The organism is Bacillus sp. D386, from assembly GCF_006346415.1.
Genome location: NZ_VEMV01000006.1, coordinates 55,201 through 78,960, shown reverse-complemented (window position 1 = coordinate 78,960; position 23,760 = coordinate 55,201). Strand labels below are relative to the sequence as shown.

The following is a 23,760-nucleotide window of genomic DNA, read 5'->3' as shown; positions in this document are numbered from 1 at the left end:
TTATCAGCATAGCAAATAGAGTTTACTCTAAGCCTTGAATAAACAAGCGAGGGAGACAAATCTAATGGCTAGTCTCTAAATCTGTTAAATAAGCAATGCATCGTTCTGCAAATTCTAGTACATGATTAGGAATTGGGTATAAGCCTGTTTCTTCTGCGGTTTTTTTTCTGATTTCCCAAAACTGATTCATTAATTCCTCATTCCCTTGAAATGTATCATTTGATAGTTTAATTAAATCAGAAGCAATTTGGGCTCCTATTTCAGATTCGGGTTTAACTTTGTTTTGAATACAATACTCAATTTGTTTTAGTAAGAACATATACTGTTGCGTTGTTTTATCATTGCTGCTTAGATTTGGTATGGATTTCTGTAAAAGTAGCTTTTCATCCTGATGGAAGTAATCAATCCATTTTTTTGAGTTATTTTGTGAATTTTGAACCAGTTTTAAAACATCTTCCCATGATAAGGATTCTTGCAGCTCGCTCATATTAATTAATGATGTAGTATTAGAAATGCTTGTTTGAATATTCGTGAGTTGATCTTGTAGATAATTGTAGTGTGAGATGAGAATTTGTTGGAAGGATAGACTGTCTAATATATCGCGAATAGTTTCTAACGGAAGTGAAAGGGATTTGAGAATAATGATTTTTTCAAGTTTGAATAAATCATCTTCTGAATAAGATCTCCTCCCGTTATCTGCTTTATAACTAGGGGTAAGCAAATTAATCTGATCATAATAACGCAGGGTGCGAACGGATATATTTCGCTGCTTAGCTACCTCTCCTGTCGTCCATTGTTTCATTTCATTTCCTCCTGAAAAAAACTTGCAGGTGACGTAACGTCATCTAATATAGTTGGATTATACCATATATAGGGAGAGGGCTATCGGATGAAAATGAACTGGAAAGAACAAGATGATTGGGGGCTAAAGGAATTCATATTATTAATCCTTTTGGAATTTGTGTTTGTAATTGGTTTTGTGAAATTGATATTTAAACCAATTATTACCAATTGGCTCGAGAATGATTTATATTCAGGGACATTAATTGGACTAATAATAGCCATTATTTTAATTTCAGGTGTTTATTATATTGCTCTTAATCCGAAAAAATTATCTTGGAACGAGGTAGGGATAAAATCATTTAATGTGAAAGTTTGGAAGCTTATTATTCTGTATTCAACTATTTTATTAGTTGGTTCGGTGATTATAATCTTGTTTACTAGTCTTATAGGTAATTCGTGGGAGAATAACAAAACAGAGGCTTTACAGCAAAATGTAACTTTATTCACCTTTTTAATTGCTTTTATCTCCGCAGCTATTATATCTCCAATATATGAAGAAATCTTTTATCGAGGATTTTTATATCGCTGGCTGCGTACACGGATAGGATTTGTTGGAGCCATTTTACTTAGTTCAATCATTTTTACGATCGTACATATTCCGACCTATAATGTGATGCCAGTAAATTTCTTCAGTGGTATCATTTTTGCGCTGGCATATGAACGAACTAATTCAATTTGGCCAGCGGTTATCATTCACGGTTTGACTAATGGGATTATGGTTCTGTTGACAAGCTTCAGTTAAGGAGGTTGCTCCCGAGAGTTGAAAGATACCGTGTAATTATCCAGGTTTCCAAAGCTGATACTATTAAGTAATGGCCATTTGAGGCGATATTGAACAATTAATTTAGATTCATAGGGATATATCAACAGGTGAGATGAATGGTATTCATTCAAAAAGGATTAATACCTTTTTATGTTGAATTATAAATGGTAGTAAAAGCTCGAATTTGTAGAGGGAATCTTCGGAACAGGGGAAATTGGAGGTGTGGAAAGTGGTTAATATTTTAAAAGCGAATGCAAGTCATGTTGAGGGGATTGCGAAAGTATGCAGTGATGGGTACTGGGCAACTTATAACGAATTACGATCTGAAGAATATATTAAGAGAGTTATAAAAGAGTTTTATAATCATGAAAGAATTCTGAAGGAAGTAAGTGAAACTGGGGTAGAATGGGGTGGCTATTTTGTTGCTGTTGAGGAGAACAAAGTCATTGGGGCAATTGGAGGCGGTATGATCGATAAGACTTCTGGGGAGGTCTTTGTCTTATATCTTAACCCCAATAGACGTAATGAAGGAATTGGGACAAGGTTATTAGATGTTCTTACAAAACAACAAAAAGAGGAATTTCATGCAACTGAGCAATGGGTATCTGTAGCAAAGGGAAATCAAAAAGGAATTCCTTTCTATGAAGCAAGAGGATTCATTTTCAATAATGAACAAAGAGGATACGGAAATACCAAGGAAGAAAACTATATCTCATTAAGATATTTTCGTAAGATATAACTGTAATTTTTGATGAAAAGGGAAGAATGTATATGAAAAATAAGATTGTGTTTTATATCTTAATCATCAGTTTAAGTATAAACTATTTTAGAACTGCTCAAAAAAGAAAAGCACAAGTGCATCGGCACTTGTGCTTTAATCGTTTACTGCGGAGCGTTAATATATAATAATCCTTCCGCTCTTTCAATCGTTTTATTGCCATAGTCATCTTCTGCGGTTACTTGAACGGCTGCCCCGTTTGCTTTGATATTTTTAGTGGCAGTATAGTAGCCGACATAGTGTCCTTCCGATGTCTCACGCATTGGAAGCTCAAGTGCATTTGAGACGCCAAGGTTTGTGACTGGAGCAAGGATTGAGAAGGTAGCGTCTAGCCCAGGTTCACTATCAAATTCGATTTTGACAGAATCGCCGCTTTCCAATACTTTGTCCTCAGCAGGAAGTATGTTGGAAAGTTCAGGTGCCGTATAATTGGCATCAATTGTGATGATCTTTTTAATGCTGTTGCCTGCTTTATCCTTAGCTTGAACAGTAATCTCATTTATACCTTCATCAAGAAGGATACGCTTGCTGAATTTCCCGTCGCTTACAGTTGCAGTTTGACCATTTACTTTAACCCAATCCAGATTGGCATCAGCAATTGTTCCTGTAACTGTAACGGTTTCTTTATTTGTTTTAGAACCATCTGTCGGTGAAGTAATAGTCAGTTCAGGTTTATCCTGATCAAGTGTAATCGTAACTGGTTCAGATGGGTCTGTTGAACCGACATCAGTTTTTGCTTTAGCAGTCAGTGTATTTGCACCATTTTTCAACTCGACTGCAACTGAGAAGTCGCCACTTGCATTCGTTTCCGTAGTAGCAGTTTGTTCTCCATCATTGAATAAATCAATGGTTGTTTCAGGAGAAGATTTACCCTCAACTGTCACAGATTTTTTATTCGTAAATGCTCCATCTTTAGGAGAAGTGATGGATGGTACTTGTAATTCATAGTTGACGGTCGCACGGATCATGTAGTTTCCTTCAGCCTCTGGTGATTGAGACCATGCACCGCTTACACCTTGCCAGCTGCGTTTAGCATTTGGACCGTCCTCATCAGTTGCCAAGCCAGGTGAATTAGGATTTGCTTTTGTTTGTGTATAGACAATGAAGAAGTCTCCTTCTACCATGATGCCGTGTTCGGCAAGGTCAACATGTGTCCAAGTGCCGTCACGTAAAGCTGTCTCGTTGAAAGGACCTGCCAATTTAGTACCAGGACCGCCGTTTGCACCACTGGCATCATAAACGGATACTTGGAATTCAGTACCGCCTGGGACTGGCCATTCCATATCCCAGAAGCGAAGGAGTGCACCAGTTACTAGAGCTTGATCTTCCCCTTCTTTTAATGACATTTTAACAGCCCAGCTATTGCCTGCCGCATTGAAGGATCTGGCATTTTCAGCTGTTCCATCATCATACTTAATCTCACCTGCATAGCCAATGAATGGACGTAACTCAACATTTTTAACGACTGGTTCGCCTGCTTCAATGGTTACAGTTGTTTCGGAACTGTAGTAGGATGGTGCAACAAATTTTAGTGTGTAGGTACCCTCGTATGCAGTAAGGGAATACTCGCCATCTTCATTTGTAGTCACAGGCGTAATGGCAGCATCTTCCACAAGGTAAACTGTGGCGCCTGCAACAGGATTTCCTGTTACTTTATTTGTAATTGTACCGCTGACAGTACCTTTAGGAATTTCCTGTAGTGTAAAGTTTGCGGTAGCAACTCCACCATCTTCAACACGTACTGCTTGTGTTTGAGATTGGAATCCATATGTTTCTGCTTGAACAGTGTAATCACCTGTTGCGTGCGTTAATTCATAGGATCCATCCTGTGGGTTGGTGTAAACAGAACGGCCAGTTTCAAGAACGGTTACCTCTGCTTGAATTGGTAAAAGCAGTGGTCCCGGGCTTTCATTGCTAGGTTTTTCATTTTTTGAACTATCTTTTTCAGATATTGGTTTGATTTTTGCTGCGTCTACTTTTTCTTTTGCTGCTTTTTTGTCGTCTTTAGGGTCTTTAGCTTTTGTATCTTTGATTTTAGTATCAGTAGCTTTTGTATCTTTCTTCACACCATGTTTAGCTTTTGACGAAGGTTGGATAGGAGTTGCCGATAATTTGACATCATCCAAATACCATCCAGCTTTCTGGACAGACCCATCAGTTGTAACATTGAAGGAAATGTAGATGCGTTGTCCTGCATATTCGCTTAAGTCAACTTCGCCATCAATCCAACCATCGGATGTTTGGTTGAAACGAGCTGCCTGTGTCCAGTTGGTACCATCAGTAGAAATAAATACATGCCCAAAGTCATAGTTTCTTTCTAAATCAAACCATTGTTTGAACTGTAAGTAGCTGGCTCCTTCAGGAAGATCAATTGGTGGCATTTCCAGGCTCATATTAGAGCTGTTTGCATAGTTTCCTGTCAGATTTGTTGCATATACCTTTTCACCAGAGAATGCAGCGCCAGGGCCTGTTGTTGGTACTCCCCATTCCCATGAATTATTTGTACCGTAAGATGTCCATCCGATTGGGTTTTGTTCAAAATCTGTTTCATAGCCAACTGTAATACCCGGAAGTAATTCTATTGGATAAACAGCTGTTTCTTTTGAATTGCCTCCAAAGTCATATGCGATAAATTGGTATTCTGTTGAATCACCGGTTAAATCAGCACCAGGTATGGTTGCTTCGTATTCACCGGATTTATAATTTCCGCTTACACGTTCCGCAGCGACTTCAGTCCAGCTGCCATCTGCTTTTTTATATTTCAAAACGACAGATGTTACGGATACATCGTCCGTAGCGGTTGCGCTAAGAGGAAGGTCCATTTCTTTATAAGAAGTAGTCACAGGCTCTGTTTCAATTTCAGGTGCATGAGTATCATCACCTTCCTTGGAGACAGTTCCTTTAATTTTTCCTAAACCACTAACAACTGAAGAGACAGCATCAAAAGCATTTACCAAACCGTGACCATATCCATAGTTAGGTGACTCTGGATAAGCGCTGTCAGTTAATGGTGTTGCTGTTAAGTCCATAATCTCTTCCATTTGATCGACAGTTAAGCTCGAATCAGCTTGTCTAAGCAGGGCAACTACTGCGGCCACATGAGGCCCGGCCATTGATGTTCCATTATAGGAAGCATAATCGTTTCCAGGTATAGCTGAGCGAATATTTACACCTGGTGCAGCTATATTTGGTTTCATGACTCCTTCATATGGAGAAGGTCCCCTTGAAGAAAAGCTTGCCAAAGCATTATTGATATCTGTTGCGGCAGTTGCGTAAGATTCAGGATAATTGGATGGAGCTGCTATAGTTCCTGCTCCTCCTCCGTCATTTCCTGCTGAAAATTCAGGGAAGATATCCGCATTTTTCCATGCTTGAACCATTGGACGGAACCATTCGTCCAATCCTGGTCCGCCACCCCATGAGTTGTTTACGACATCTGGTGCGTATTCAGGATGTGGAGTTCCATTAGCATCTTTAGGAGCTAATACCCATTCACCTGCTTCTAACAAATCAGCACTCGAGCCTCCACCTGATGCAGAGAGAGCTTTAACCGCTATGAATTTAGCGCCGGGTGCTACGCCGATTTGGTTAGTACCGTTTGAATCTGATCCGACCATTGTTCCAATTGTATGTGTACCGTGACCATTATCATCAAATGCTGCAGGGCGGTTTGTAGAAGTAGCATCAAACCAGCTGAACTCATGGGTCGGGTTGTCTGGATTAGCAGGGTTGTACCCACGGTATTTTGTCTTTAGGGTAGGGTGATCCCATTGCACACCAGTATCTATGCTGGCAACGACTGTTCCAGCTCCATCAATTCCCATTGCCCATGTTTGAGGTGCGCTGATTTTTTCGATATTCCATTCAATCGAGGAGACTTCTGCCTTTGTCTCTGTTTTAGAAGGTTTCTCCTTAATATTGGACTCGATTAGTGGTTTCTCAGCTTTGGATTGTTTAACAGGTTCTACAAGGTGTACTTTTTCATTCGGTAAAAGTTTTTCTACTTCAGGAAATGCGGCAATTTGTTCCATGACTTCTTTTGTAGCCGTAACAGCCATACCATTAACGATGTAGAAGGATTGAATATCTTTAACCTTACCGGCTTTTTCTTGTTTCTCTAAATAGTTTTTTAGCTCATGCTGAGTTTCTTCAGCAGTTGCGCGCAGATTTGTAACGATGGAAGATCGTTTTGTCAAGGTCGTCTTGGCTGATGAAAGCTTTTGTTTTTTTGCAGTAGCAGTAGCTTCTTTTGCTACCTTGGCAGTGTCGACCTGCTCTTTAAGTTTAATTAAGAAGGTGACTTTTTCTTCTTCCTTAAACTCATTTTGAAGATCTTTGGAGATTTTGTTACTGCTATTCTGTATAATCGTAGATTTTGCTGAACTATGGATGGATTCTGAGGAAGCAGTAGAAGATGGTGAAGACGTAAATCCTGTAGTTAAGAGCAATGATGGAATGAGCATAGATGTTAGAATGAGTGACGACAGTTTTTTTCTCTTTGTTTTCAACAAGTATTCCTCCCTATACTAGATTATTAAATTGCCAATATGCCAAGTATTTTTTCACCTCCCTGTTAAGTAATATCGAATTATGTAATCCTGCTGATATTTCTACCATAACGAATTGAAGTAAACAAATGCTGTCACTAAATGTCGCAAGTATACTATGGAAATTGAAAATGAATCATTGGATGTAGTTTGGCTACAGCTGTAGGTGTCATTCTAATTAGGAAATGATTAGAAAAGAATATACTTATACCTGATTTCATATGGAGATAGTTGTATGAAAAAGGAGGGAGGAAGAATTTTAATATACTATTATAATAAAAATAAGCCATCTGACTTATTAAGCTATTTAATTACTAGTCTTTCTTTGTCTTATTCAAAAAAAGACTGGGGATTAAGGTGGGATATTTTGTTACTTATATGAAATAAGGTGAATCCAACTCTCACCTTTATCCCAGAAAAATATTCAGAATCGGTAGTTTTAATTTATTTAGATAAAGAAATAGGCTATGTTTATTGTTGGAAGATGTCGAACTATAGCAGGATATTTAGAGGATACTGACATAACTGATGTAGAATATGGTTTATGTGCTTTTGTCTTATGCTTGTCGGAGGCCAACAGGATGTTGGTCACAAAGACGTTGCCACACGATGTGGCGTATTTAGTCTTTGTTCCTTGATGCAGTCGTTTCAGCTTTTTATTCAATCTAGCTTCAGGGCCTAGGAGCTCGGGACATAAGCAAAGCCACTGCGGGGGGAAGTACATCCCCTACGTGCCTTTGTCTTATGCTCCTCGCTCCTGACCAAGGCCCTTCAGCTTTTTTGTTTTGAATTGCTTGAAAAATTAATGAAATTTGATGATAATTAAATAAAACATGTATACTGGCTACATGCTGATGTTGGTAGAGAATATTTATACGCTTTATATAAGGGAGAAATCATGATGTTAACAGTGACACCCAAATTACCTGGAGAAAATAATAAACATTATTCGTACAGAATTATTAAGAATGGCATTATGTCTCTAGAATTAAAACCAGGACAAGCAATCAGTGAAATTGAGCTGGCTAATGAATTAAGGATTTCTCGTACTCCAATCAGGGAGGTAATCGGAAAATTAAAAGAGGAACATTTGGTTGAAGTATGGCCGCAGGTCGGTTCATACATATCAAAAATTGATTATAAATTGGTTAAAGAGGCGGCCTTTATGCGCTCTGTACTAGAAAAAGAGGTTCTTAAGTTAGCCTGCGAATCTATTTCTGATGAAACATTATTAGAGTTAAAGAAAGTTATCAGTTTACAAGAAAATTTTATAGGAAAAAAAGGAATGGAAAGAACTTTTCATGAATTGGATCAGGAATTTCACTCCCTATTTTATAAAGATCAGGAAAAAGATCATATCTGGGATGCAATAAATCGGTTAAGTACACATTATAATCGAATCCGATTGCTATCTGAAATCGAATATGATTATACAGATATTATTAAACAACATAAAAACATTATTGATATTATTGAAAATAAAAAAGTTGATCAAATAGATGAGGCTGTTAGTCACCATATATTAGGACCAGAGAAATATTGGAATAGTTTGCTGGAACCGGATAGCCAATATGCTGAATACTTTGTAGAATAATCTCATATGTCCTTATCATCAATGGTATATTGGATTATTCGATCAGCCCTTATTCATGGAATAAGGGTTTTTACTGTTTAAAAGGGTAATATAAACTTAAATTGGATGTATGTACGTTTTCCCCCCTTTAAATATAATAGATTGATAAAATTTACCGTTACTTTAGTTTCTCTAATACCCTTGCAAATATAGAGGACAGTTACTATAATCACCGATATAGGAAAAACGGTGAATGTTAGAAGAAAAGTGGGAAAGTTGAGAAATAGGGCGAAATGTCTGAATAATCTTGACAAATGTGTTAAAATGGGTAATGTTATATTAAAAGATGTTAGAATTATTAGAAAATTTAAAATGTTCAACCAGATAGAAACGGAGGGTTTTAATTGGGTAATATGAAGAGTAAATCTACAACACTAGCGATTGGCTTTATGCTCTTTGCCTTATTTTTTGGGGCTGGAAATCTAATATTCCCAGTATTAATGGGACAAATGTCAGGGTCAAATGTTTGGGAAGCTACATTTGGCTTCATCATAACTGGGGTGGGATTGCCTCTGTTAGGAGTATTGGCAATTGGGTATTCTGGCCAAAGCGATTTATATACGATGGCTAAACGTGTACACCCAATGTTTGCTATTATATTTACTACAGTTCTTTACTTGGCAATCGGGCCTTTATTTGCGATGCCGAGGACAGGAACGGTTTCATATGAAATTGGTGTTAAACCTTTAATCGGTGATATGAATAGCACAGTAGCAATGGCGCTTTTCACTGTAATCTTTTTTGCTATTACTTGTTTCTTTGCATTAAAACCAGGAAAAATTATAGATATAGTTGGTAAAATGTTAACACCAATATTATTATTTTTTATCGCTTTATTGATTCTAGCAGCTTTGTTTAATCCAATGGGAAGCCTGACAGCTCCGGCTGAACAATATACAGAAAACGCATTCTTTAAGGGTTTCCAGGAAGGTTACCTAACAATGGATACATTGGCATCCTTCGTATTTGGAATTATCATTATTAATGCAGTTCGTTCAACAGGGATTCATGGCAAAAAAGAAATGATGACAAGTGTTATGAAATCTGCTTTCATTGCAGCCGGTTTACTTGCGGTAATCTATGCAGGGCTAGCATATTTAGGTGCTACCGGTGTGGAAGAGATTGGTGCATTTGATAATGGGGGTGCGATATTAGCAGCAGCATCTCATTATTATTTTGGTTCTTATGGAAGATTAATTTTAGGACTTGCTGTTATTGCAGCGTGTTTAACGACTAGTATCGGTCTTGTGACGGCTTGTGCGGCCTACTTTAATACATTGGCTCCGAGATGGTCCTATAAAACATATGCTATTGTTTTATCGGTATTCAGTGCATTAGTTGCCAATGTGGGACTTGCCGACTTAGTGGCTATTTCAGTACCTGTCCTGACAGCTATTTATCCTTTGGCTATATGCTTGATTTTCCTTACATTCATGCACAATGTATTTAAAGGTTTTTCAGAAGTATATATTTGCAGTTTGGCATTAACCTTTATTGTTAGTTTGTTTGATGGTTTTAATGCAGCGGGTCTGCAAATAGAAGCAATCAATAATTTATTTGCTTATTTACCGCTTTACTCCGTGGGATTAGGATGGATTGCACCAGCCATATTGGGCGCTATTATTGGTTATCCGATTGGTATGATGAGACAGTCTGCTCCCATAATGAATGAAGTTCCAGATATGCAGAAAGACTAGTTAGTACATGTAAAGCCAGCGTGAGACACCGCTGGCTTTTATAATTTACTTTTTTACCAATAAAGAAAATAATCCCGGCTCTATGATGGAGCTGGGATTATCTTTTATTCTACACGCTTAGCAAGGTCGATATGATCGGCAGCAGAATTATGAGTAGAAGGCAGTGGATTCTGTATAAGAGATCCTTCTGATGGCTTTACATAATCATCATAGAAGACAGCTAATGAAGTAGTTATAAAAGGTGCAAGGTATATAGCAATACCAAAGATTGTGATATACCCGATAATCAGGCTTGCCATGCCGCTTAAATATACTCCATCATTTACAGTATCAGCACCAATAGCAATAGATACGATTCCGATAAAAATTAATACGATAGGGATAATAAACCATGGTAAAAAAGATAGGTATAGTACAAATAAATCTTTCTTTTTACCATTCATGATTCGTCGGCTTTCTGTAATCGCTTGAAGAGCGGTTAAATCGGAACGGTCACGCAAGATAAATAAAGTCATAGAATAGGCTAACGCTTTAATGATGCCGGGTATAATTAATAAAACTGACCAGAGTAAGGTAAATAAAAAGATTAAAAAGTTTGTTAAGGCATTCCTGAAATAGTTCAATTTAAAACCATCAAATAGTGTTTCAATAGAAGGATTTTGCTGCCTCTTTATAGCTAAGTGGAACCATTGATATCCTACAGCCAATGGGCTTGATATAAAGAAAAATGCAAGAATAAAAAGAAATGATTCAGCAACTCTGCTAACAAGGAGAGTTATGAAAAAAACTCCTATCGCAATTCCCCAGTAGCCAGTTAATTTTTGTTTGGCTGTGTTTTTAATCAGTTTGATATTCATTTTACAACTCTTTCCTTCTTCCTGTGTGTTTATTACTATTTATAAGAATAATATAATCTGACTGAATTTGTAAAACTATATAAGTATTTGTAATTTTTAGATAATTAGTTGGAATTTAAAAGAGCATCAAGTATAATTGGGAGTAATTAACAATACCTACCGGTCAGTATGTGAAAGGAGTGAAGGAATGGATTTTTCCTATTCGAGTAAGGTGATTGACTTGGAGAGACAGTTAAGTGATTTTATGAATAAGTATGTATATCCTAATGAAGGATTATATGAGGTTCAGTTAAATGAGCAAGAATCACGGTGGAGTCTGGTGCCTCCGATTATGGAAGACTTAAAATCAAAAGCTAAAAATGCGGGGCTTTGGAATTTATTTCTGCCTGAGAGTGAATATGGTGCTGGTCTGACCAATTTGGAATATGCACCTTTATGTGAAATAATGGGACGCTCATTAATCGGCCCTGAAGTGTTTAATTGCAGTGCTCCTGACACAGGTAATATGGAAGTATTAGAAAGGTATGGGTCTGCTGAACAGAAAGAGGAATGGCTTAAGCCTTTATTAGCTGGTGAAATACGTTCCTGTTTTTCAATGACCGAGCCAGATGTCGCTTCATCAGATGCTACGAATATTGAAGCAAGTATTGAAAAAGATGGAGATGGCTATATCATCAATGGCCGCAAGTGGTGGTCTTCAGGCGCAGGAGATCCAAGATGTAAAATTGCAATTGTGATGGGGAAGACGAACAAAATGGCAGATCGGCATGAACAGCAATCTATGATTCTTGTACCTCTTGATTCAAAAGGAGTAAAAATCGAAAGAATGCTTCCTGTTTTTGGTTATGATCATGCCCCTCATGGACATGGAGAAATTACATATGAAAACGTTAAAGTACCCGCTGAGAACATAATTTGGGGAGAGGGAAAGGGATTTGCGATAGCACAGGGAAGGCTGGGTCCAGGAAGGATTCATCATTGTATGAGGCTGATTGGGGCAGCAGAGCGTTCACTAGAAATATTATGTAAGCGCATTCAAACAAGAACTGCCTTTGGGCAGCCGCTATCTAATCAAGGTGTAATAAAAGAGTGGATTGCAAATTCAAGAATTGAAATTGAGCAGGCAAGATTATTAACTTTAAAAGCAGCTTACATGATGGATACGGTTGGGAACAAAAAAGCGAAGGCCGAGATTGCGATGATCAAAGTCGTTGCTCCAAATATGGCTTTGAAGGTTATCGACAGGGCTATACAGGGACTTGGAGCAGCAGGAGTTTCAGAGGATTATCCTTTGGCAGCTCATTGGGCAAATGCAAGAACATTGCGATTAGCTGATGGACCCGATGAAGTTCACCGTGCACAGATTGCCAAGCTAGAGCTTAAAAAATATCTAGGGGAGGAACAAGCTGATCATGAACGTTTTACAAATGTTTGATTTAACCGGTAAGACAGCGATTATCACAGGAGGCGGACGTGGGCTTGGAGCCCATATTGCACAGGGTTTGGCAGAAGCGGGAGCAAATATTGTTCTATGTTCACGCAAGATTGAGGCTTGCACCGAGGTAGCAGATCATCTGAATAAAGAATATGGAGTTGAAACCTTGGCCTTAAAATGTGATATCACGAATGCGGAAGATATTCATAGTGTCGTCTCAGAAACACTAGATAAATTTGAAGATATTGATATTCTTGTCAACAATAGCGGTGCCTCATGGGGAGCTTCTGCATTGGATATGCCGCTTGAAGCCTGGAATAAGGTTATCAATACTAATTTGACAGGTACCTTCCTGATGTCCCAGGCAGTGGGAAAGGTGATGATGGAACAGAAGCGAGGAAAAATAATCAATATTGCTTCAGTTGCGGGGCTCGGTGGAACTCAAGCTGACATGATGGATACTGTTGGGTACAATGCCAGCAAAGGAGCTGTCCTTACTTTAACAAAGGATTTGGCAGTGAAATGGGGGAAACATAATATTCATGTTAATGCAATCGCACCTGGTTTTTTCCCAACCAAAATGTCTCAGGTCTTACTCGAACGCGGAAAAGATGCAATTGAATATATGACACCGCTTGGAAGGCTTGGAAATGATGAAGACCTCAAGGGAGTTGCTTTATTCCTAGCCTCTGCTGCATCCAATTATATAACAGGTGAGGTATTGGTAGTTGATGGCGGAAAACACGCCATGGTTTAAATAAAAGATGAAGGAGATTTGACTATGGAAAATATGAAAAAGAAAGCTTGGCTTACGCAATATCCGGAAGGTATTGCATCTGAAATCGAAATTCCGAACAAATCACTGCCAGACATTCTTCATGAAACGACAATCCATTACCCCACAAACAATGCCCTATCTTTTTTTGGAAGAAAAATGACCTATCAGGAACTTTTAGGGACATCCAATCGCTTCGCCGCAGCACTTCAGAATAATGATGTTAAAAAGGGTGACAGGGTGGCAATAATGCTGCCAAACTGTCCTCAGTATGTGATTGCCTATTATGGAGCCCTATCGATGGGAGGAATTGTCACTCAAATCAACCCCATGTTAGTAGCTAGAGAACTGGAATATATATTGCAGGATTCCGATGCTGAAACGATTGTTGTCATGGATGCATTCTATCAAACTGTTAAAGCGGTTCAATCTACTACGAATCTCAAAAATATTATTGTAGTAAGCCTGCAGCCATCCGGGGCGGAATTTGGAGATGATTGGACATTTGAGCGATTTATCTCTGAAACAGTCATGCCAGTAGAGCCAGTAGTTATTGATCCGAGCCATGATGTTGCTGTGCTCCAATATACAGGTGGCACTACGGGGAGATCGAAAGGAGCCATGCTCACTCATCGTAATTTAGTGGCCAATATCTATCAAACAAAGGAATTTTATAAGCAGATAGTAAAGAAAGGTCAGGAACGGTATCTGACTGTCATCCCATTATTCCACGTATTTGGTATGACAGCCTGTATGAATAATTGCATATTAATGGCGAGTGAAAACATATTGCTACCCCGTTTTGATTTAGAAGAGGTCCTTCAAACTATAAAACAGGAGAAGCCAACTATATTCCCTGGTGTACCAACCATGTACGTGGCGATCAACGCTCATCCTAAAGCAAAGGAATATGGGATTGATAGCATAAAAATTTCCAATAGCGGAAGTGCTCCTATGCCTATGGAATTAATGAAGGAATATGAATCAAAAACGGATTCTAAGATTTTGGAGGGTTATGGTCTTTCGGAAGCATCGCCCGTTACGCATTGTAATCCGGATTTTGGTGTTCGTAAACCTGGAACAGTCGGAATTGCCTTCCCATCTACAGATTGTAAAATCGTGGATGTAGCTACAGGGGTGGAGGAGGTCCCGGTTGGCGAACTGGGAGAATTAATTGTCAAAGGTCCGCAGATTATGAAAGGTTACTGGAATATGCCTGAAGAAACGGCCGTTGCTCTCCGCAATGGATGGCTGTATACAGGGGATATTGCCAGGATCGATGAAGATGGATATCTAACGATTGTTGACCGTAAAAAGGATCTAATCATTGCAAGCGGTTATAATATCTACCCTCGTGATGTAGAAGAAGTCCTGTATGAACATCCATCCGTACAGGAAGCTGTTGTAATTGGAGTTCCGGATGAGTATCGCGGAGAAACAGTCAAAGCAATTTTAGTATTAAAAGCGAATGAGTCAGCTACGGATAAAGAGATTATAGAATACTGTAAAAATAATATGGCGGCCTATCGAGTGCCGACAATAGTAGAATTCCGTGATGAATTACCAAAAACAAATGTTGGAAAAATACTTCGCCGGGCTCTGAGGGAAGAAGTCAAAACAAAGTAAGGGTGACATGAATACACACGAACTGGGGTCTTGATGATGAAACAAAAAATTAAGAACACCAGCATTTCTTTATTTGAACAAAAGGGTTTTGCAGAAACATCCATACAGGATATTGTTGATTCTTTGGGAGTTACAAAGGGAACCTTTTATTACTATTTTGCAAGTAAAGAAGAATTATTGATGAATATTCATCTCGATTATATTAATGGATTAATTGAAAGACAGGAAGCGATCCTAAATACCTTGAGGAAAACCTGTAGACAAAAAATACACGATATAGCGTATTTACTAGTGAGTGATATTCGAACCCAAGGTTTAAGTGCAAAGGTGTTCTTCCGGGAAATGAAACTATTATCCGATGATAAGCTGGAAGAGATTTTGCCAAAGCGTGATCAATTTCGATTTAATATTGAAGATTTAATTAAGCAGGGAATGAAGACAGGAGAGCTACGTTCAGATTTAAATCCTACCATTGTTACATTTGGTATTCTTGGAATTTTGAACTAGAGCTATCAGTGGTTTAACCCTGAAGGAGTTATTTCTGAACATGAATTAGCAGACATGTTTGTAGAGATGATCATGAAAGGAATTGAAAAAGGGGAGTAGGAAATCACGACTCCCTTTTTTTTGAATAAAATTGCTTAATTGGAGCTGGTCGGTGTATAGATTACGAATATCCTCCGAGGCATACAGCAGGGTATAAATATAGCATGGATACTGTAAATGGGTAAAAGGAGGCCGCTATGGAATCAATGGTAACCGTCCGTTTTTCGGAAACAGATGCACTTGGTCATGTGAATAATACAAGTTATTTCATCTATTTGGAGGAAGCTCGTCTTCATTTTTTGAAGGAAATGGAACTGGATTTAAAAATAAGAAATTGGTCATTCATTTTGGCCTCGACTAAATGTGATTTCCTCTCTCAAGCCTATTTTGATCAAATATTAAAAATTAACACGACTGTATCCAGAGTGGGGACAAAGAGCTTTCAGCTTGAACATGATATTTACTGTGCCCAAACCGGTAACCCAATTGCCAAAGGGACTGCCATCCTTGTTCAGTTTAATTTTGACAAACAGGAAAGTGAACCGATTCCTGAAATGCTAAAAGAGAAACTGTTGAGGCTGGTCGAAGCTGTTTAATGAGTCCGATTTTTGAAAGAGGTGAGATAGACATGAACCAAGGAGTTAGTAAAGATACGATTCCCGTACGAAGTGGAGAAGAATTGCACCAGCATGTACTTGAATCATTTCTGCGGAGTAAGATTAGCGATTTGCCAGAAGGAAACCTGGAAATTGAACAATTCTCGGCAGGTCATTCAAATTTAACCTATCAATTGAAAATAGGCACATGGGAAGCTGTTTTAAGGAAACCGCCGCTAGGGCCTGTAGCTCCAAAAGCCCATGATATGCAAAGGGAATACAGCATCCTCTCAGAAGTATATCCTCTTTTCAGTCCGGCTCCAAAACCAATCCTTTACTCAGATGATGAGCATGTTGTTGGGAGTCCGTTTTTTATTATGGAACGAAAGCAAGGTTTTATATTTGATACTTCTGTTCCTGAAGGCATTAAACCTTCCCGTGAACTCTTTCAAAATTTATCAAAGGAAATGGTAGCACGGCTTGTTCAGCTTCATAGCATTTCCTATCAGGAGACTAGATTGAAGGAAATCAGTAAGCCTGATGGCTTTATGGAAAGACAGACAAATGGATGGATAGCACGTTATGAACGAGCAAAAACAGATGATATTCCACATATACAAGAATTAGAGAAATGGTTAGTAGACCACATTCCAGCTTCATGTGATGCTTCAATTATTCATTATGACTATAAATTGAACAATGCGATGTTTAATGAGGATGGGACGGAAATGGTCGGTCTATTTGATTGGGAAATGACGACGGTCGGGGATCCGCTCGCAGATCTTGGAGTAGCTATGAGCTATTGGGCAGAGGGGGACGATTCTGAAGTATTGAAGAAAGGACTGGGGAAGCCATCTGTTACGATTCGAGATGGATTTTATACAAGGGAACAATTTATTTCAGAATATGCAAGACAAAGCGGCCGTGATGTCTCCAATATGAATTTCTATTTAACATTTGCCTATTTCAAATTAGCGGGGATTTGTCAGCAAATCTACTATCGTTATCATAATGGCCAAACAAAGGATCCGAGATTTGCCAGCTTTGATAAGTATGTAAAAACATTGATTGAGCATGCTTATTTACTTACAAGGAATCAATAAGATGCTGAAAGTTCATGTCTTGCTGACCAAGGAAGATATATCACCAGAAAAACTGGCCTCAGGCAACAAGATAGCTGTTGTACTAGATATTCTCCTGGCCACAACCACGATTGTAACAGCTTTGCAGAATGGAGCAACAGAGGTTATTCCCGTTCTAAATCAGGACGAAGCTATTAAAGTAAGCAGACAATTTGAGAACGGACAAGCCTTGATGGCTGGGGAATTACATGCAGAACCAATCGATGGATTTTTTTATCCAGGACCGGTTAAAATTAGCACGCGTATCCATGGTAAAACCTTGATTCTTTCAACTACTAACGGCACAGTGGCTCTACATAAAGCGGCATATGCAAATCTAGTGTATATATCCTCCTTGCTTAATAATGCTGCCGTGGCACAGGCGATACTGAATGATAGCAAGGATGAAACTATTGTCGTGATTTGTTCAGGAAATTCAGGAGAATTCAGCCTAGAGGATTTCTATGGTGCCGGCCATTTAATTGCAAATATAACCTGCAGAACCAATCAAGGGATTGAGCTGAATGACGCTGGAAAAGCTGCATTGGCTTTTTATGACAGCCATTCATCTAATTCATACTCAGTTCTGGCGGCATCCAGAGTTGGATTGCTATTAACCAAATACGGATTAAAGGAAGATCTTCTGTTATCAAGTACAAGTGGATGTTATGAGATTGTTCCTGTGTTTAAAAATAATCGCGTTATATTAACGGTAAAAAAGGAGGTATAGGATGCGATTTCATGAGCAAGTTGCCGTGATCACTGGCGGTGGCAGCGGGATAGGAAAGGCTACAGCTCTGCGTTTGGCTAAAGAAGGAGCAAATGTCATTCTAGTTGGAAGAACCTTAGAAAAGCTTGAAAGTGTTGTTGATGAAATTAATAATCAAAGCCATCATATCCAGGCAACCTGTTTTGCGGCCGACGTTACGAAAGAAGAGGAAGTAACCGCGTTGTTAGATTTTATTGAGGATCATTTTATGGACTTGCATGTGGTCATCAATAATGCAGGTGGTTCAGTGCAATCAAAAATAATGGATACGGCCGTAGAGGCTTGGGATATCGTTCAGGAAGTGAATTTGAAGAGTGTGTTTTTAGTTTCAAAAATACTTGGAAAGTTTATGATGGAGCACGCTAACCGTGGAGGTAATAGGGCATTTGTCAATATAGCGAGTCTATCTGGCCATAAGGCTGCTGCTCATATACCTCATTATAGTTCTGCAAAAGCAGCTGTGTTGAATTTTACGAAGGCACTTGCTTTTGAAATGGCCCCATATGGTATCCGTGCAAACTCCGTATCACCTGGATTTGTTGAAACACCGTTGACAGAATGGTCTTTAACGAATGAAAGGTTTGTTAAATCAATTGAACGCAACACAGCATTGAAAAGAGTAGGAACCAGTGAGGAAATAGCCAATGTTATTGCCTTTTTAGCATCGAGTGAAGCTTCATACATGACTGGTACAGATGTACTGGTCGATGGGGGATGGATGATTACGTAAAAGAGAAAGGGAGATGGATGATGGAACACTTATTAATAAAAGAGATAGGTTCAGTTTTAGTATTAACATTAAATAGACCTGAAAGCTTGAATGCTTTTAGTCCGGAAATGATAACAGGACTAATTAGTGAATTAAAAAAAGCTGATAAAAATCCTAATGTGAAAGTGATTATTTTAAACGGAGCAGGCCGGGCGTTTAGTGCCGGCGGAGATGTAAAAACGATGGGAACCAAATCAGCAGCTACTACCTACGAGTATTTAGGAGTCATAAATGAATGTATTTTAACGATGAAGGAGATTGAAACTCCTATTATTGCTGCGGTACATGGTTTTGCGGCAGGGGCTGGTTTTAATTTGGCGCTTGCCTGTGATTTGATTGTGGCCGCTGAGGGGAGTAAGTTCGCTTTAAGTTTTTCAAAGGTTGGCCTTATTTCGGATGCAGGAGGTTCCTATTTCCTTCCACGCTTAGTTGGTCCGCACTTAGCAAAACAATTTTTCTTTTCAGCTGAACCGATACCAGCAGAACGTTTATATGAACTTGGGGTTATTAATAAACTTGTACCTTTAGAAGCTTTGCGTGATGAAGCGATTCAATATGCGACTATGCTATCCTATGGTCCAGGAAAAGCATATGGGCAAATGAAAAAACTGATTGATTATTCTTTTACGGCCACTATCGAAGATGTCCTGGAGAGAGAACGCATCACTCAAACGATGATGATAGCCACGGAGGATCATCAAGAAGGTGTATCTGCATTTAAAGAAAAAAGAAAGCCGCAGTTTACCGGCAAATAAGAGAAAGGGAGTATGTATTATGAAAGCCATTCAATTTACTGAGTACGGAGGACCAGAAGTATTAAAAATGGTCGAATTAGATAGGCCGAAACCTGGTTCACATGAAGTATTAATTGAAATACATGTAGTTGGTGTGAATTATGCAGATACTGCCAGACGCGAAGGCCAATATGTTGTACCAACCAAGCTCCCTTTTGTGCCAGGAGCAGAAGTTGCCGGGATTGTAGTCGAAACTGGCTCAGAAGTGACGAACGTAAATATTGGAGCAAGAGTGGTCACGCTGATTGAATCTGGAGGATATGCTGAGTATGCTGTTGCAGACGCTCGGTCCGTGATCCTCCTGAAAGGAGAACTGGATTTAAAAGAAGCGGTCTCCCTCCCGCTACAAGGGTTGAGTGCCTACCATATTTTAAAAACAATGGGGCAGTTGCAAGAGGGTGAAACCGTTCTCGTTCATGCGGCAGCTGGAGGAGTTGGGACTTTAGCAGTCCAATTGGCTAAATTAATGGGCGCCGGTAAGGTAATTGCAACTGCCAGCACAGAAGAAAAGCTGGAGCTTGCACGTTCTCTGGGAGCTGATGTTTGTATCAACTATACAAAAGAAGGCTGGTATAAAGACGTGCTGGAAGCGACAAACGGCCGTGGAGTCAATGTTGCGCTCGAAATGGCAGGTGGAAACGTCTTTAAAGATACACTGAAATGTTTAGCTACGTTCGGAAGATTAGTGATATATGGTGTCGCAAGCGGAGAACAGGCCGTAATGCACCCCTCATCCTTAATGGCGAGAAACCAGTCGGTCATTGGATTCTTTCTTCCACAAATTATGAAAAAACCAGAATTGCTGTTGCCGAGCATGCGTGATCTTTTTTCTTTCTTAGAAGAGGGAAAATTAAAATTAATAATAGGTGAAGTCCATCCGATTGAGGAAGCAGCGAAGGTACATGAGTTGCTACAATCGAGGAAGACAATAGGAAAGGTATTACTCCAGGTTCGTCGTTAAGGTGATGACATTCTCGCAAAGCATGCAGTTCTAGCATGGTTGTTATTGTAATAAGAGTAAGTATAAATGTGACATTATTTGATATTGCTATATTGCTATATTGATATGTTTTATATCTATTATAGTGAAGTAAAGAAGCATCATTAAATTTGTATTATGTGCCATTGTTTTTACTAGTTCTTATTTTGTAAACTATTATAGTGAAATAAAAAAATAAGGACTGAAGATAATGGAATGGAAAAACATATATCGTGGTATGTTAATGGGAATCAGTGATTTAATTCCCGGTGTAAGTGGAGGAACCATAGCGTTTATATTAGGTATTTATGATCGCTTATTATTATCAATCAGTGGCTTTTTTAGCCGTGATTGGAGAAGGTATCTGGGCTTTTTATTGCCACTCGCAATCGGTATGGGGTTTACTATACTGACGTTTAGCCGATTGATTGATTATTTGCTGGAGCATCATCATGAACCGACACAATTCTTTTTTGTAGGGTTAATCATCGGTGTACTGCCATTTATTATAAGACAGGCAGAGGTGAAAAAACACTTTACAGGAAAGCATTTTGTGGTTGTCGTTTTGGTCGCGATCATGATGGCAGCACTAGGTTTCCTGAAGCCGAATGAATCTGTTGTTATATCTGATGTAACGCTTTTATCTGGGCTTGGATTATTCTTTTCCGGCTGGCTTGCAAGTATGGCTATGCTGCTTCCAGGTATTAGTGGCTCGTTTATATTATTGTTGCTCGGTGTTTATTCAACTGTTATTTCTGCTTTATCAGATTTAAACTTTACAATTATTATACTTGTAGGGGCTGGAGCAGTGGTTGGCTTTATTGTGAGCAGTAAAGCAATTAGCTTTTTACTGAGGGCATATCCACATATGACGTTTGCAGTCATAATGGGGTTGATTATTGGATCTATATTTGTAATCGTTCCTGGATTGCCAACAGGAATAGGTACTATACTGCTATGTTGTATAACTTTTGTGGCAGGTCTTTTGGTAACGAAAATTTTTACGAAGTAATAATTGACTAGAAAGTATAAGGATTGTCTCGGACAATCCTTTTTTATTTTGTTTCGACTGCACTGTTAAAACAATTATGTGGGATAGATAGGAAAAGGGCGTTTATGCTTAGAATATTAAGACATAAGCAAATGTATAGATTAACTACAATTTTACAATAAAAAGTATTGGAGGTTGAATCGTGCAAAAGGGACTGAGGTTTATATTTTTGGCATGTCTTATTATAGGAGTATCAGCATGTGGAAGCGAAAAAGAAGAGACGATAAATAAGGATAATAAAAAGAATCAAACTACAGAAGATGTAAGTACGGATAATAAAGAAGGTACCGAAGATAAAGAAACAAAAAATGGCGTGGCATCAAAAGGAGAAGAGCCATCTGTATCCTCTGAGGTGTATCAAGATCGATTTACTTCTGGCAATATGGGTGTGAAAAAGATACTATATGAAAATTTAAAAATGTATGACACTAAAAATATTGAGGACGTAATCATTACGTTAGAAGGTATACAGTATGCTGAGATAACCCCATCAGAGGAAACTAAATCAAAGTTCAAAAATTTAAATGAAAGAGACCGTATCATACTTACCATGAAAATAAAGCTTGTGAACAATTTCAAACAACCATTAATATTTAAATCCATTCGTTCTTTTTTAAGAGGGAACGATAATCAAATAACCTATCTGCCAGAAACAAATCTGGAGCCGAGCCAACAAGGAGAAATTGCTGCCGGAACATCTAGTGAAAAGCTTCATGTCTTTTTAATAGACAAGGATTTGTTCTTAATTACACGAAATTTAAAATTGGAGTTTGGGCCATTCCTAAACAGTGAAGGTAAAGATTTATTTAATGGTAAAAAGACAGAATTTGAAATCCCATTACCGAAGTAATAGCTATAAAAAGAACCGTAATTCTGCTTGTCAGAATCACGGTTCAATCCCTGTGTTAAACATGTTGCAGATTGTTAAGAATTAATCAAATCTGGAGTCACTAAGAATGCGGCCAATCTCTTCCATATGGCCTGTTTCATCGGAGATAAGATCTTCTAGTTTGACAACTAATTCAGTTAAGCCTAATTCCTCAGCTTGTTTCTTGCGTGTTTCGTAGCGATCTATTGTATCTTTTTCTGCCTGATAGGCAGATTCAAGCATTACCTTAACATCAGTGGTTTGTTTAACTTCTGCTGGTGTTACAGTTGGTGTTCCACCCAATGTACTGATTTTTTCTGCAAGATATAAAGCATGTCCCTGTTCATCGGCTATTTCACCTTCAAAGAAAGGTTTCAGTGTTTGTCTGTATAAACCAGAAACCATTGCCGCATAGCTAGAATACATGATTGATGCAGCATATTCGTTTGCTAGATCTTCATTTAAACCATCTATTAATTCTTTTAATTTTTTTTCCATTCTATAATCCACTCCTTCTATATTCTATAATTCAAATGTACCCTACTTTACTACATATTAAGCATTTTTTTTGTGGCAGGATTTTGAAATGTTCAGGGAATATTTTTACATAATAAAAAGCCTGATCCGATAAAGGACCAAGCTTGGATTATTAAGTCAGATTAATTTTGAGAAATTAATACGTTTATTGAGAGCATACATAATTGGAGCACCAATTGTCATGACTGCTAATTCTCCAGCTGCGGTTGTTGCCCATGCAAACCAGAAAGGAAGTTTCAAAACAATATTTAACTCTATAGCAATTAAGAACATGGTAAAAGTAAAAACGAATGTATTAATAGCCATCCTTGCCCAAATATTGCGGACAAATCGGAAGGTTAGAATGGTGATTGTTAATGCTAGTATGGATTGGCCAACACCAAATATTAAATCATATGCACCCATTGATGAGAAAAAGAGGTTAGAGATAAATACTCCTATCACAATCCCATACATGTATTTTTTATTAAATACAATCAAGTGATTGAACATTTCAGGTACTCGAAACTGAATGTTCGAAAATGCGATTGGCTGTACGATTATAGTGACAGCAATATATAAGGCTGCCAAAACTCCATTTACAGCAAGCGTTCTAATATTCATTTTTTTCTCTCCCTTAGTTTTTTATCGTGGGATGGTTACGAACCACGTTTAGTATTTCCGAAGACACCAAATAATCATAAGCATAATAAGATGCCTAGTCAACAAAGAATTGTAGTTGCATCATGTTCGAAACATCATCGTATAGTTATGATCGACTGGCATAAATCAATAAA

Annotated in this window: 20 protein-coding genes, 1 pseudogene and 1 riboswitch; of the genes and pseudogenes, 16 read left to right on the top strand and 5 right to left on the bottom strand. The window is 38.4% G+C overall.

Annotated elements, in window-relative coordinates; all coding sequences use genetic code 11:
* Window positions 1–61: 61 nt before the first annotated feature.
* A complete protein-coding gene (locus tag FHY45_RS17720) occupies window positions 62–802 on the bottom strand; it encodes a MerR family transcriptional regulator (protein ID WP_139892686.1) in 741 nt (246 codons plus the stop codon).
* 87 nt (window positions 803–889) lie between these two features.
* Between FHY45_RS17720 and FHY45_RS17715 the strand changes: the two genes are divergently transcribed.
* Together FHY45_RS17715 and FHY45_RS17710 are read left to right on the top strand one after the other, a co-directional pair.
* Window positions 890–1,585, top strand: coding sequence for a CPBP family intramembrane glutamic endopeptidase (locus FHY45_RS17715; RefSeq protein ID WP_066108063.1), 696 nt, complete (start codon window positions 890–892; stop codon window positions 1,583–1,585).
* Window positions 1,586–1,835: 250 nt separating this feature from the next.
* Window positions 1,836–2,345 (top strand): GNAT family N-acetyltransferase, encoded by a 510-nt coding sequence (locus tag FHY45_RS17710; protein ID WP_139892685.1) that lies wholly within the window; start codon window positions 1,836–1,838, stop codon window positions 2,343–2,345.
* Window positions 2,346–2,488: 143 nt separating this feature from the next.
* Here the strand turns inward: FHY45_RS17710 and FHY45_RS17705 are convergent, their stop codons facing one another.
* A complete protein-coding gene (locus tag FHY45_RS17705; protein WP_180350015.1) occupies window positions 2,489–6,895 on the bottom strand; it encodes a S8 family peptidase in 4,407 nt (1,468 codons plus the stop codon).
* 937 nt (window positions 6,896–7,832) lie between these two features.
* Here FHY45_RS17705 and FHY45_RS17700 point away from each other — a divergent pair.
* Entirely contained in the window at window positions 7,833–8,525 is a 693-nt protein-coding gene (locus FHY45_RS17700) for a GntR family transcriptional regulator (RefSeq protein WP_066108055.1), read from the top strand.
* 383 nt (window positions 8,526–8,908) lie between these two features.
* Window positions 8,909–10,261: a branched-chain amino acid transport system II carrier protein gene (gene brnQ, locus FHY45_RS17695; RefSeq protein WP_373925501.1), complete on the top strand. Its 1,353-nt coding sequence runs from the start codon at window positions 8,909–8,911 to the stop codon at window positions 10,259–10,261.
* 104 nt (window positions 10,262–10,365) lie between these two features.
* Here the strand turns inward: brnQ and FHY45_RS17690 are convergent, their stop codons facing one another.
* Window positions 10,366–11,118: a DUF975 family protein gene (locus FHY45_RS17690; protein WP_139892683.1), complete on the bottom strand. Its 753-nt coding sequence runs from the start codon at window positions 11,116–11,118 to the stop codon at window positions 10,366–10,368.
* A gap of 187 nt (window positions 11,119–11,305) precedes the next feature.
* On the opposite strand from FHY45_RS17690, the gene FHY45_RS17685 reads away from it, so the two are divergent.
* From FHY45_RS17685 to FHY45_RS17630, 12 genes and pseudogenes are all read left to right on the top strand, one after another.
* Window positions 11,306–12,553 carry an acyl-CoA dehydrogenase family protein gene (locus FHY45_RS17685; protein ID WP_139892682.1) on the top strand — a complete coding sequence of 416 codons (1,248 nt, stop codon included), beginning with the start codon at window positions 11,306–11,308 and terminating at the stop codon, window positions 12,551–12,553.
* Complete coding sequence (locus tag FHY45_RS17680) at window positions 12,531–13,310, top strand: SDR family oxidoreductase (RefSeq protein ID WP_139892681.1); 780 nt, start codon at window positions 12,531–12,533, stop codon at window positions 13,308–13,310. The genes FHY45_RS17685 and FHY45_RS17680 overlap by 23 nt, the downstream gene beginning before the upstream one ends.
* Before the next feature lie 33 nt (window positions 13,311–13,343).
* A complete protein-coding gene (locus tag FHY45_RS17675) occupies window positions 13,344–14,954 on the top strand; it encodes a long-chain-fatty-acid--CoA ligase (protein WP_139892764.1) in 1,611 nt (536 codons plus the stop codon).
* 36 nt (window positions 14,955–14,990) lie between these two features.
* Window positions 14,991–15,560 (top strand): annotated as a pseudogene (locus FHY45_RS17670) (TetR/AcrR family transcriptional regulator).
* A 137-nt stretch (window positions 15,561–15,697) separates the two neighbouring features.
* Window positions 15,698–16,096: an acyl-CoA thioesterase gene (locus FHY45_RS17665; protein WP_139892680.1), complete on the top strand. Its 399-nt coding sequence runs from the start codon at window positions 15,698–15,700 to the stop codon at window positions 16,094–16,096.
* Between the two features lie 32 nt (window positions 16,097–16,128).
* The gene (locus tag FHY45_RS17660) at window positions 16,129–17,199 is read left to right on the top strand and encodes a phosphotransferase family protein (protein ID WP_180350014.1); all 1,071 of its coding nucleotides are present in this window, start codon (window positions 16,129–16,131) and stop codon (window positions 17,197–17,199) included.
* A gap of 1 nt (window position 17,200) precedes the next feature.
* Window positions 17,201–17,947: a 2-phosphosulfolactate phosphatase gene (locus tag FHY45_RS17655; RefSeq protein ID WP_139892678.1), complete on the top strand. Its 747-nt coding sequence runs from the start codon at window positions 17,201–17,203 to the stop codon at window positions 17,945–17,947.
* A 1-nt stretch (window position 17,948) separates the two neighbouring features.
* Window positions 17,949–18,716: an SDR family NAD(P)-dependent oxidoreductase gene (locus tag FHY45_RS17650; protein ID WP_066108035.1), complete on the top strand. Its 768-nt coding sequence runs from the start codon at window positions 17,949–17,951 to the stop codon at window positions 18,714–18,716.
* Window positions 18,701–19,510 (top strand): enoyl-CoA hydratase/isomerase family protein, encoded by an 810-nt coding sequence (locus tag FHY45_RS17645; RefSeq protein WP_373925500.1) that lies wholly within the window; start codon window positions 18,701–18,703, stop codon window positions 19,508–19,510. Before FHY45_RS17650 ends, FHY45_RS17645 begins: the two co-directional genes overlap by 16 nt.
* A gap of 19 nt (window positions 19,511–19,529) precedes the next feature.
* Entirely contained in the window at window positions 19,530–20,510 is a 981-nt protein-coding gene (locus FHY45_RS17640) for a quinone oxidoreductase family protein (protein ID WP_139892677.1), read from the top strand.
* A gap of 229 nt (window positions 20,511–20,739) precedes the next feature.
* On the top strand, window positions 20,740–21,540 hold the full coding sequence (locus tag FHY45_RS17635; protein ID WP_066108029.1) for a DUF368 domain-containing protein: 801 nt from the start codon (window positions 20,740–20,742) through the stop codon (window positions 21,538–21,540).
* A gap of 181 nt (window positions 21,541–21,721) precedes the next feature.
* Window positions 21,722–22,429 carry a hypothetical protein gene (locus tag FHY45_RS17630; protein ID WP_066108026.1) on the top strand — a complete coding sequence of 236 codons (708 nt, stop codon included), beginning with the start codon at window positions 21,722–21,724 and terminating at the stop codon, window positions 22,427–22,429.
* Window positions 22,430–22,510: 81 nt separating this feature from the next.
* Here FHY45_RS17630 and FHY45_RS17625 read toward each other — a convergent pair whose 3' ends face one another.
* Together FHY45_RS17625 and FHY45_RS17620 are read right to left on the bottom strand one after the other, a co-directional pair.
* Window positions 22,511–22,945, bottom strand: a complete 435-nt coding sequence (locus tag FHY45_RS17625) for a ferritin-like domain-containing protein (RefSeq protein WP_066108023.1) — start codon at window positions 22,943–22,945, stop codon at window positions 22,511–22,513.
* Window positions 22,946–23,101: 156 nt separating this feature from the next.
* Entirely contained in the window at window positions 23,102–23,587 is a 486-nt protein-coding gene (locus FHY45_RS17620) for a QueT transporter family protein (RefSeq protein ID WP_066108019.1), read from the bottom strand.
* Window positions 23,588–23,594: 7 nt separating this feature from the next.
* A riboswitch (PreQ1 riboswitch) is annotated at window positions 23,595–23,639 on the bottom strand.
* Window positions 23,640–23,760: the final 121 nt, after the last annotated feature.

Bases quoted from the DNA above. Each gene is read 5' to 3' on its own strand.
- FHY45_RS17720 (WP_139892686.1), bottom strand. From the start codon at position 802: ATGAAACAATGGACGACAGGAGAGGTAGCTAAGCAGCGAAATATATCC.
- FHY45_RS17715 (WP_066108063.1), top strand. From the start codon at position 890: ATGAAAATGAACTGGAAAGAACAAGATGATTGGGGGCTAAAGGAATTC.
- FHY45_RS17700 (WP_066108055.1), top strand. From the start codon at position 7,833: ATGTTAACAGTGACACCCAAATTACCTGGAGAAAATAATAAACATTAT.
- FHY45_RS17690 (WP_139892683.1), bottom strand. From the start codon at position 11,118: ATGAATATCAAACTGATTAAAAACACAGCCAAACAAAAATTAACTGGC.
- FHY45_RS17685 (WP_139892682.1), top strand. From the start codon at position 11,306: ATGGATTTTTCCTATTCGAGTAAGGTGATTGACTTGGAGAGACAGTTA.
- FHY45_RS17680 (WP_139892681.1), top strand. From the start codon at position 12,531: ATGAACGTTTTACAAATGTTTGATTTAACCGGTAAGACAGCGATTATC.
- FHY45_RS17675 (WP_139892764.1), top strand. From the start codon at position 13,344: ATGAAAAAGAAAGCTTGGCTTACGCAATATCCGGAAGGTATTGCATCT.
- FHY45_RS17665 (WP_139892680.1), top strand. From the start codon at position 15,698: ATGGAATCAATGGTAACCGTCCGTTTTTCGGAAACAGATGCACTTGGT.
- FHY45_RS17660 (WP_180350014.1), top strand. From the start codon at position 16,129: ATGAACCAAGGAGTTAGTAAAGATACGATTCCCGTACGAAGTGGAGAA.
- FHY45_RS17655 (WP_139892678.1), top strand. From the start codon at position 17,201: ATGCTGAAAGTTCATGTCTTGCTGACCAAGGAAGATATATCACCAGAA.
- FHY45_RS17650 (WP_066108035.1), top strand. From the start codon at position 17,949: ATGCGATTTCATGAGCAAGTTGCCGTGATCACTGGCGGTGGCAGCGGG.
- FHY45_RS17645 (WP_373925500.1), top strand. From the start codon at position 18,701: ATGGATGATTACGTAAAAGAGAAAGGGAGATGGATGATGGAACACTTA.
- FHY45_RS17640 (WP_139892677.1), top strand. From the start codon at position 19,530: ATGAAAGCCATTCAATTTACTGAGTACGGAGGACCAGAAGTATTAAAA.
- FHY45_RS17635 (WP_066108029.1), top strand. From the start codon at position 20,740: ATGGAATGGAAAAACATATATCGTGGTATGTTAATGGGAATCAGTGAT.
- FHY45_RS17625 (WP_066108023.1), bottom strand. From the start codon at position 22,945: ATGGAAAAAAAATTAAAAGAATTAATAGATGGTTTAAATGAAGATCTA.
- FHY45_RS17620 (WP_066108019.1), bottom strand. From the start codon at position 23,587: ATGAATATTAGAACGCTTGCTGTAAATGGAGTTTTGGCAGCCTTATAT.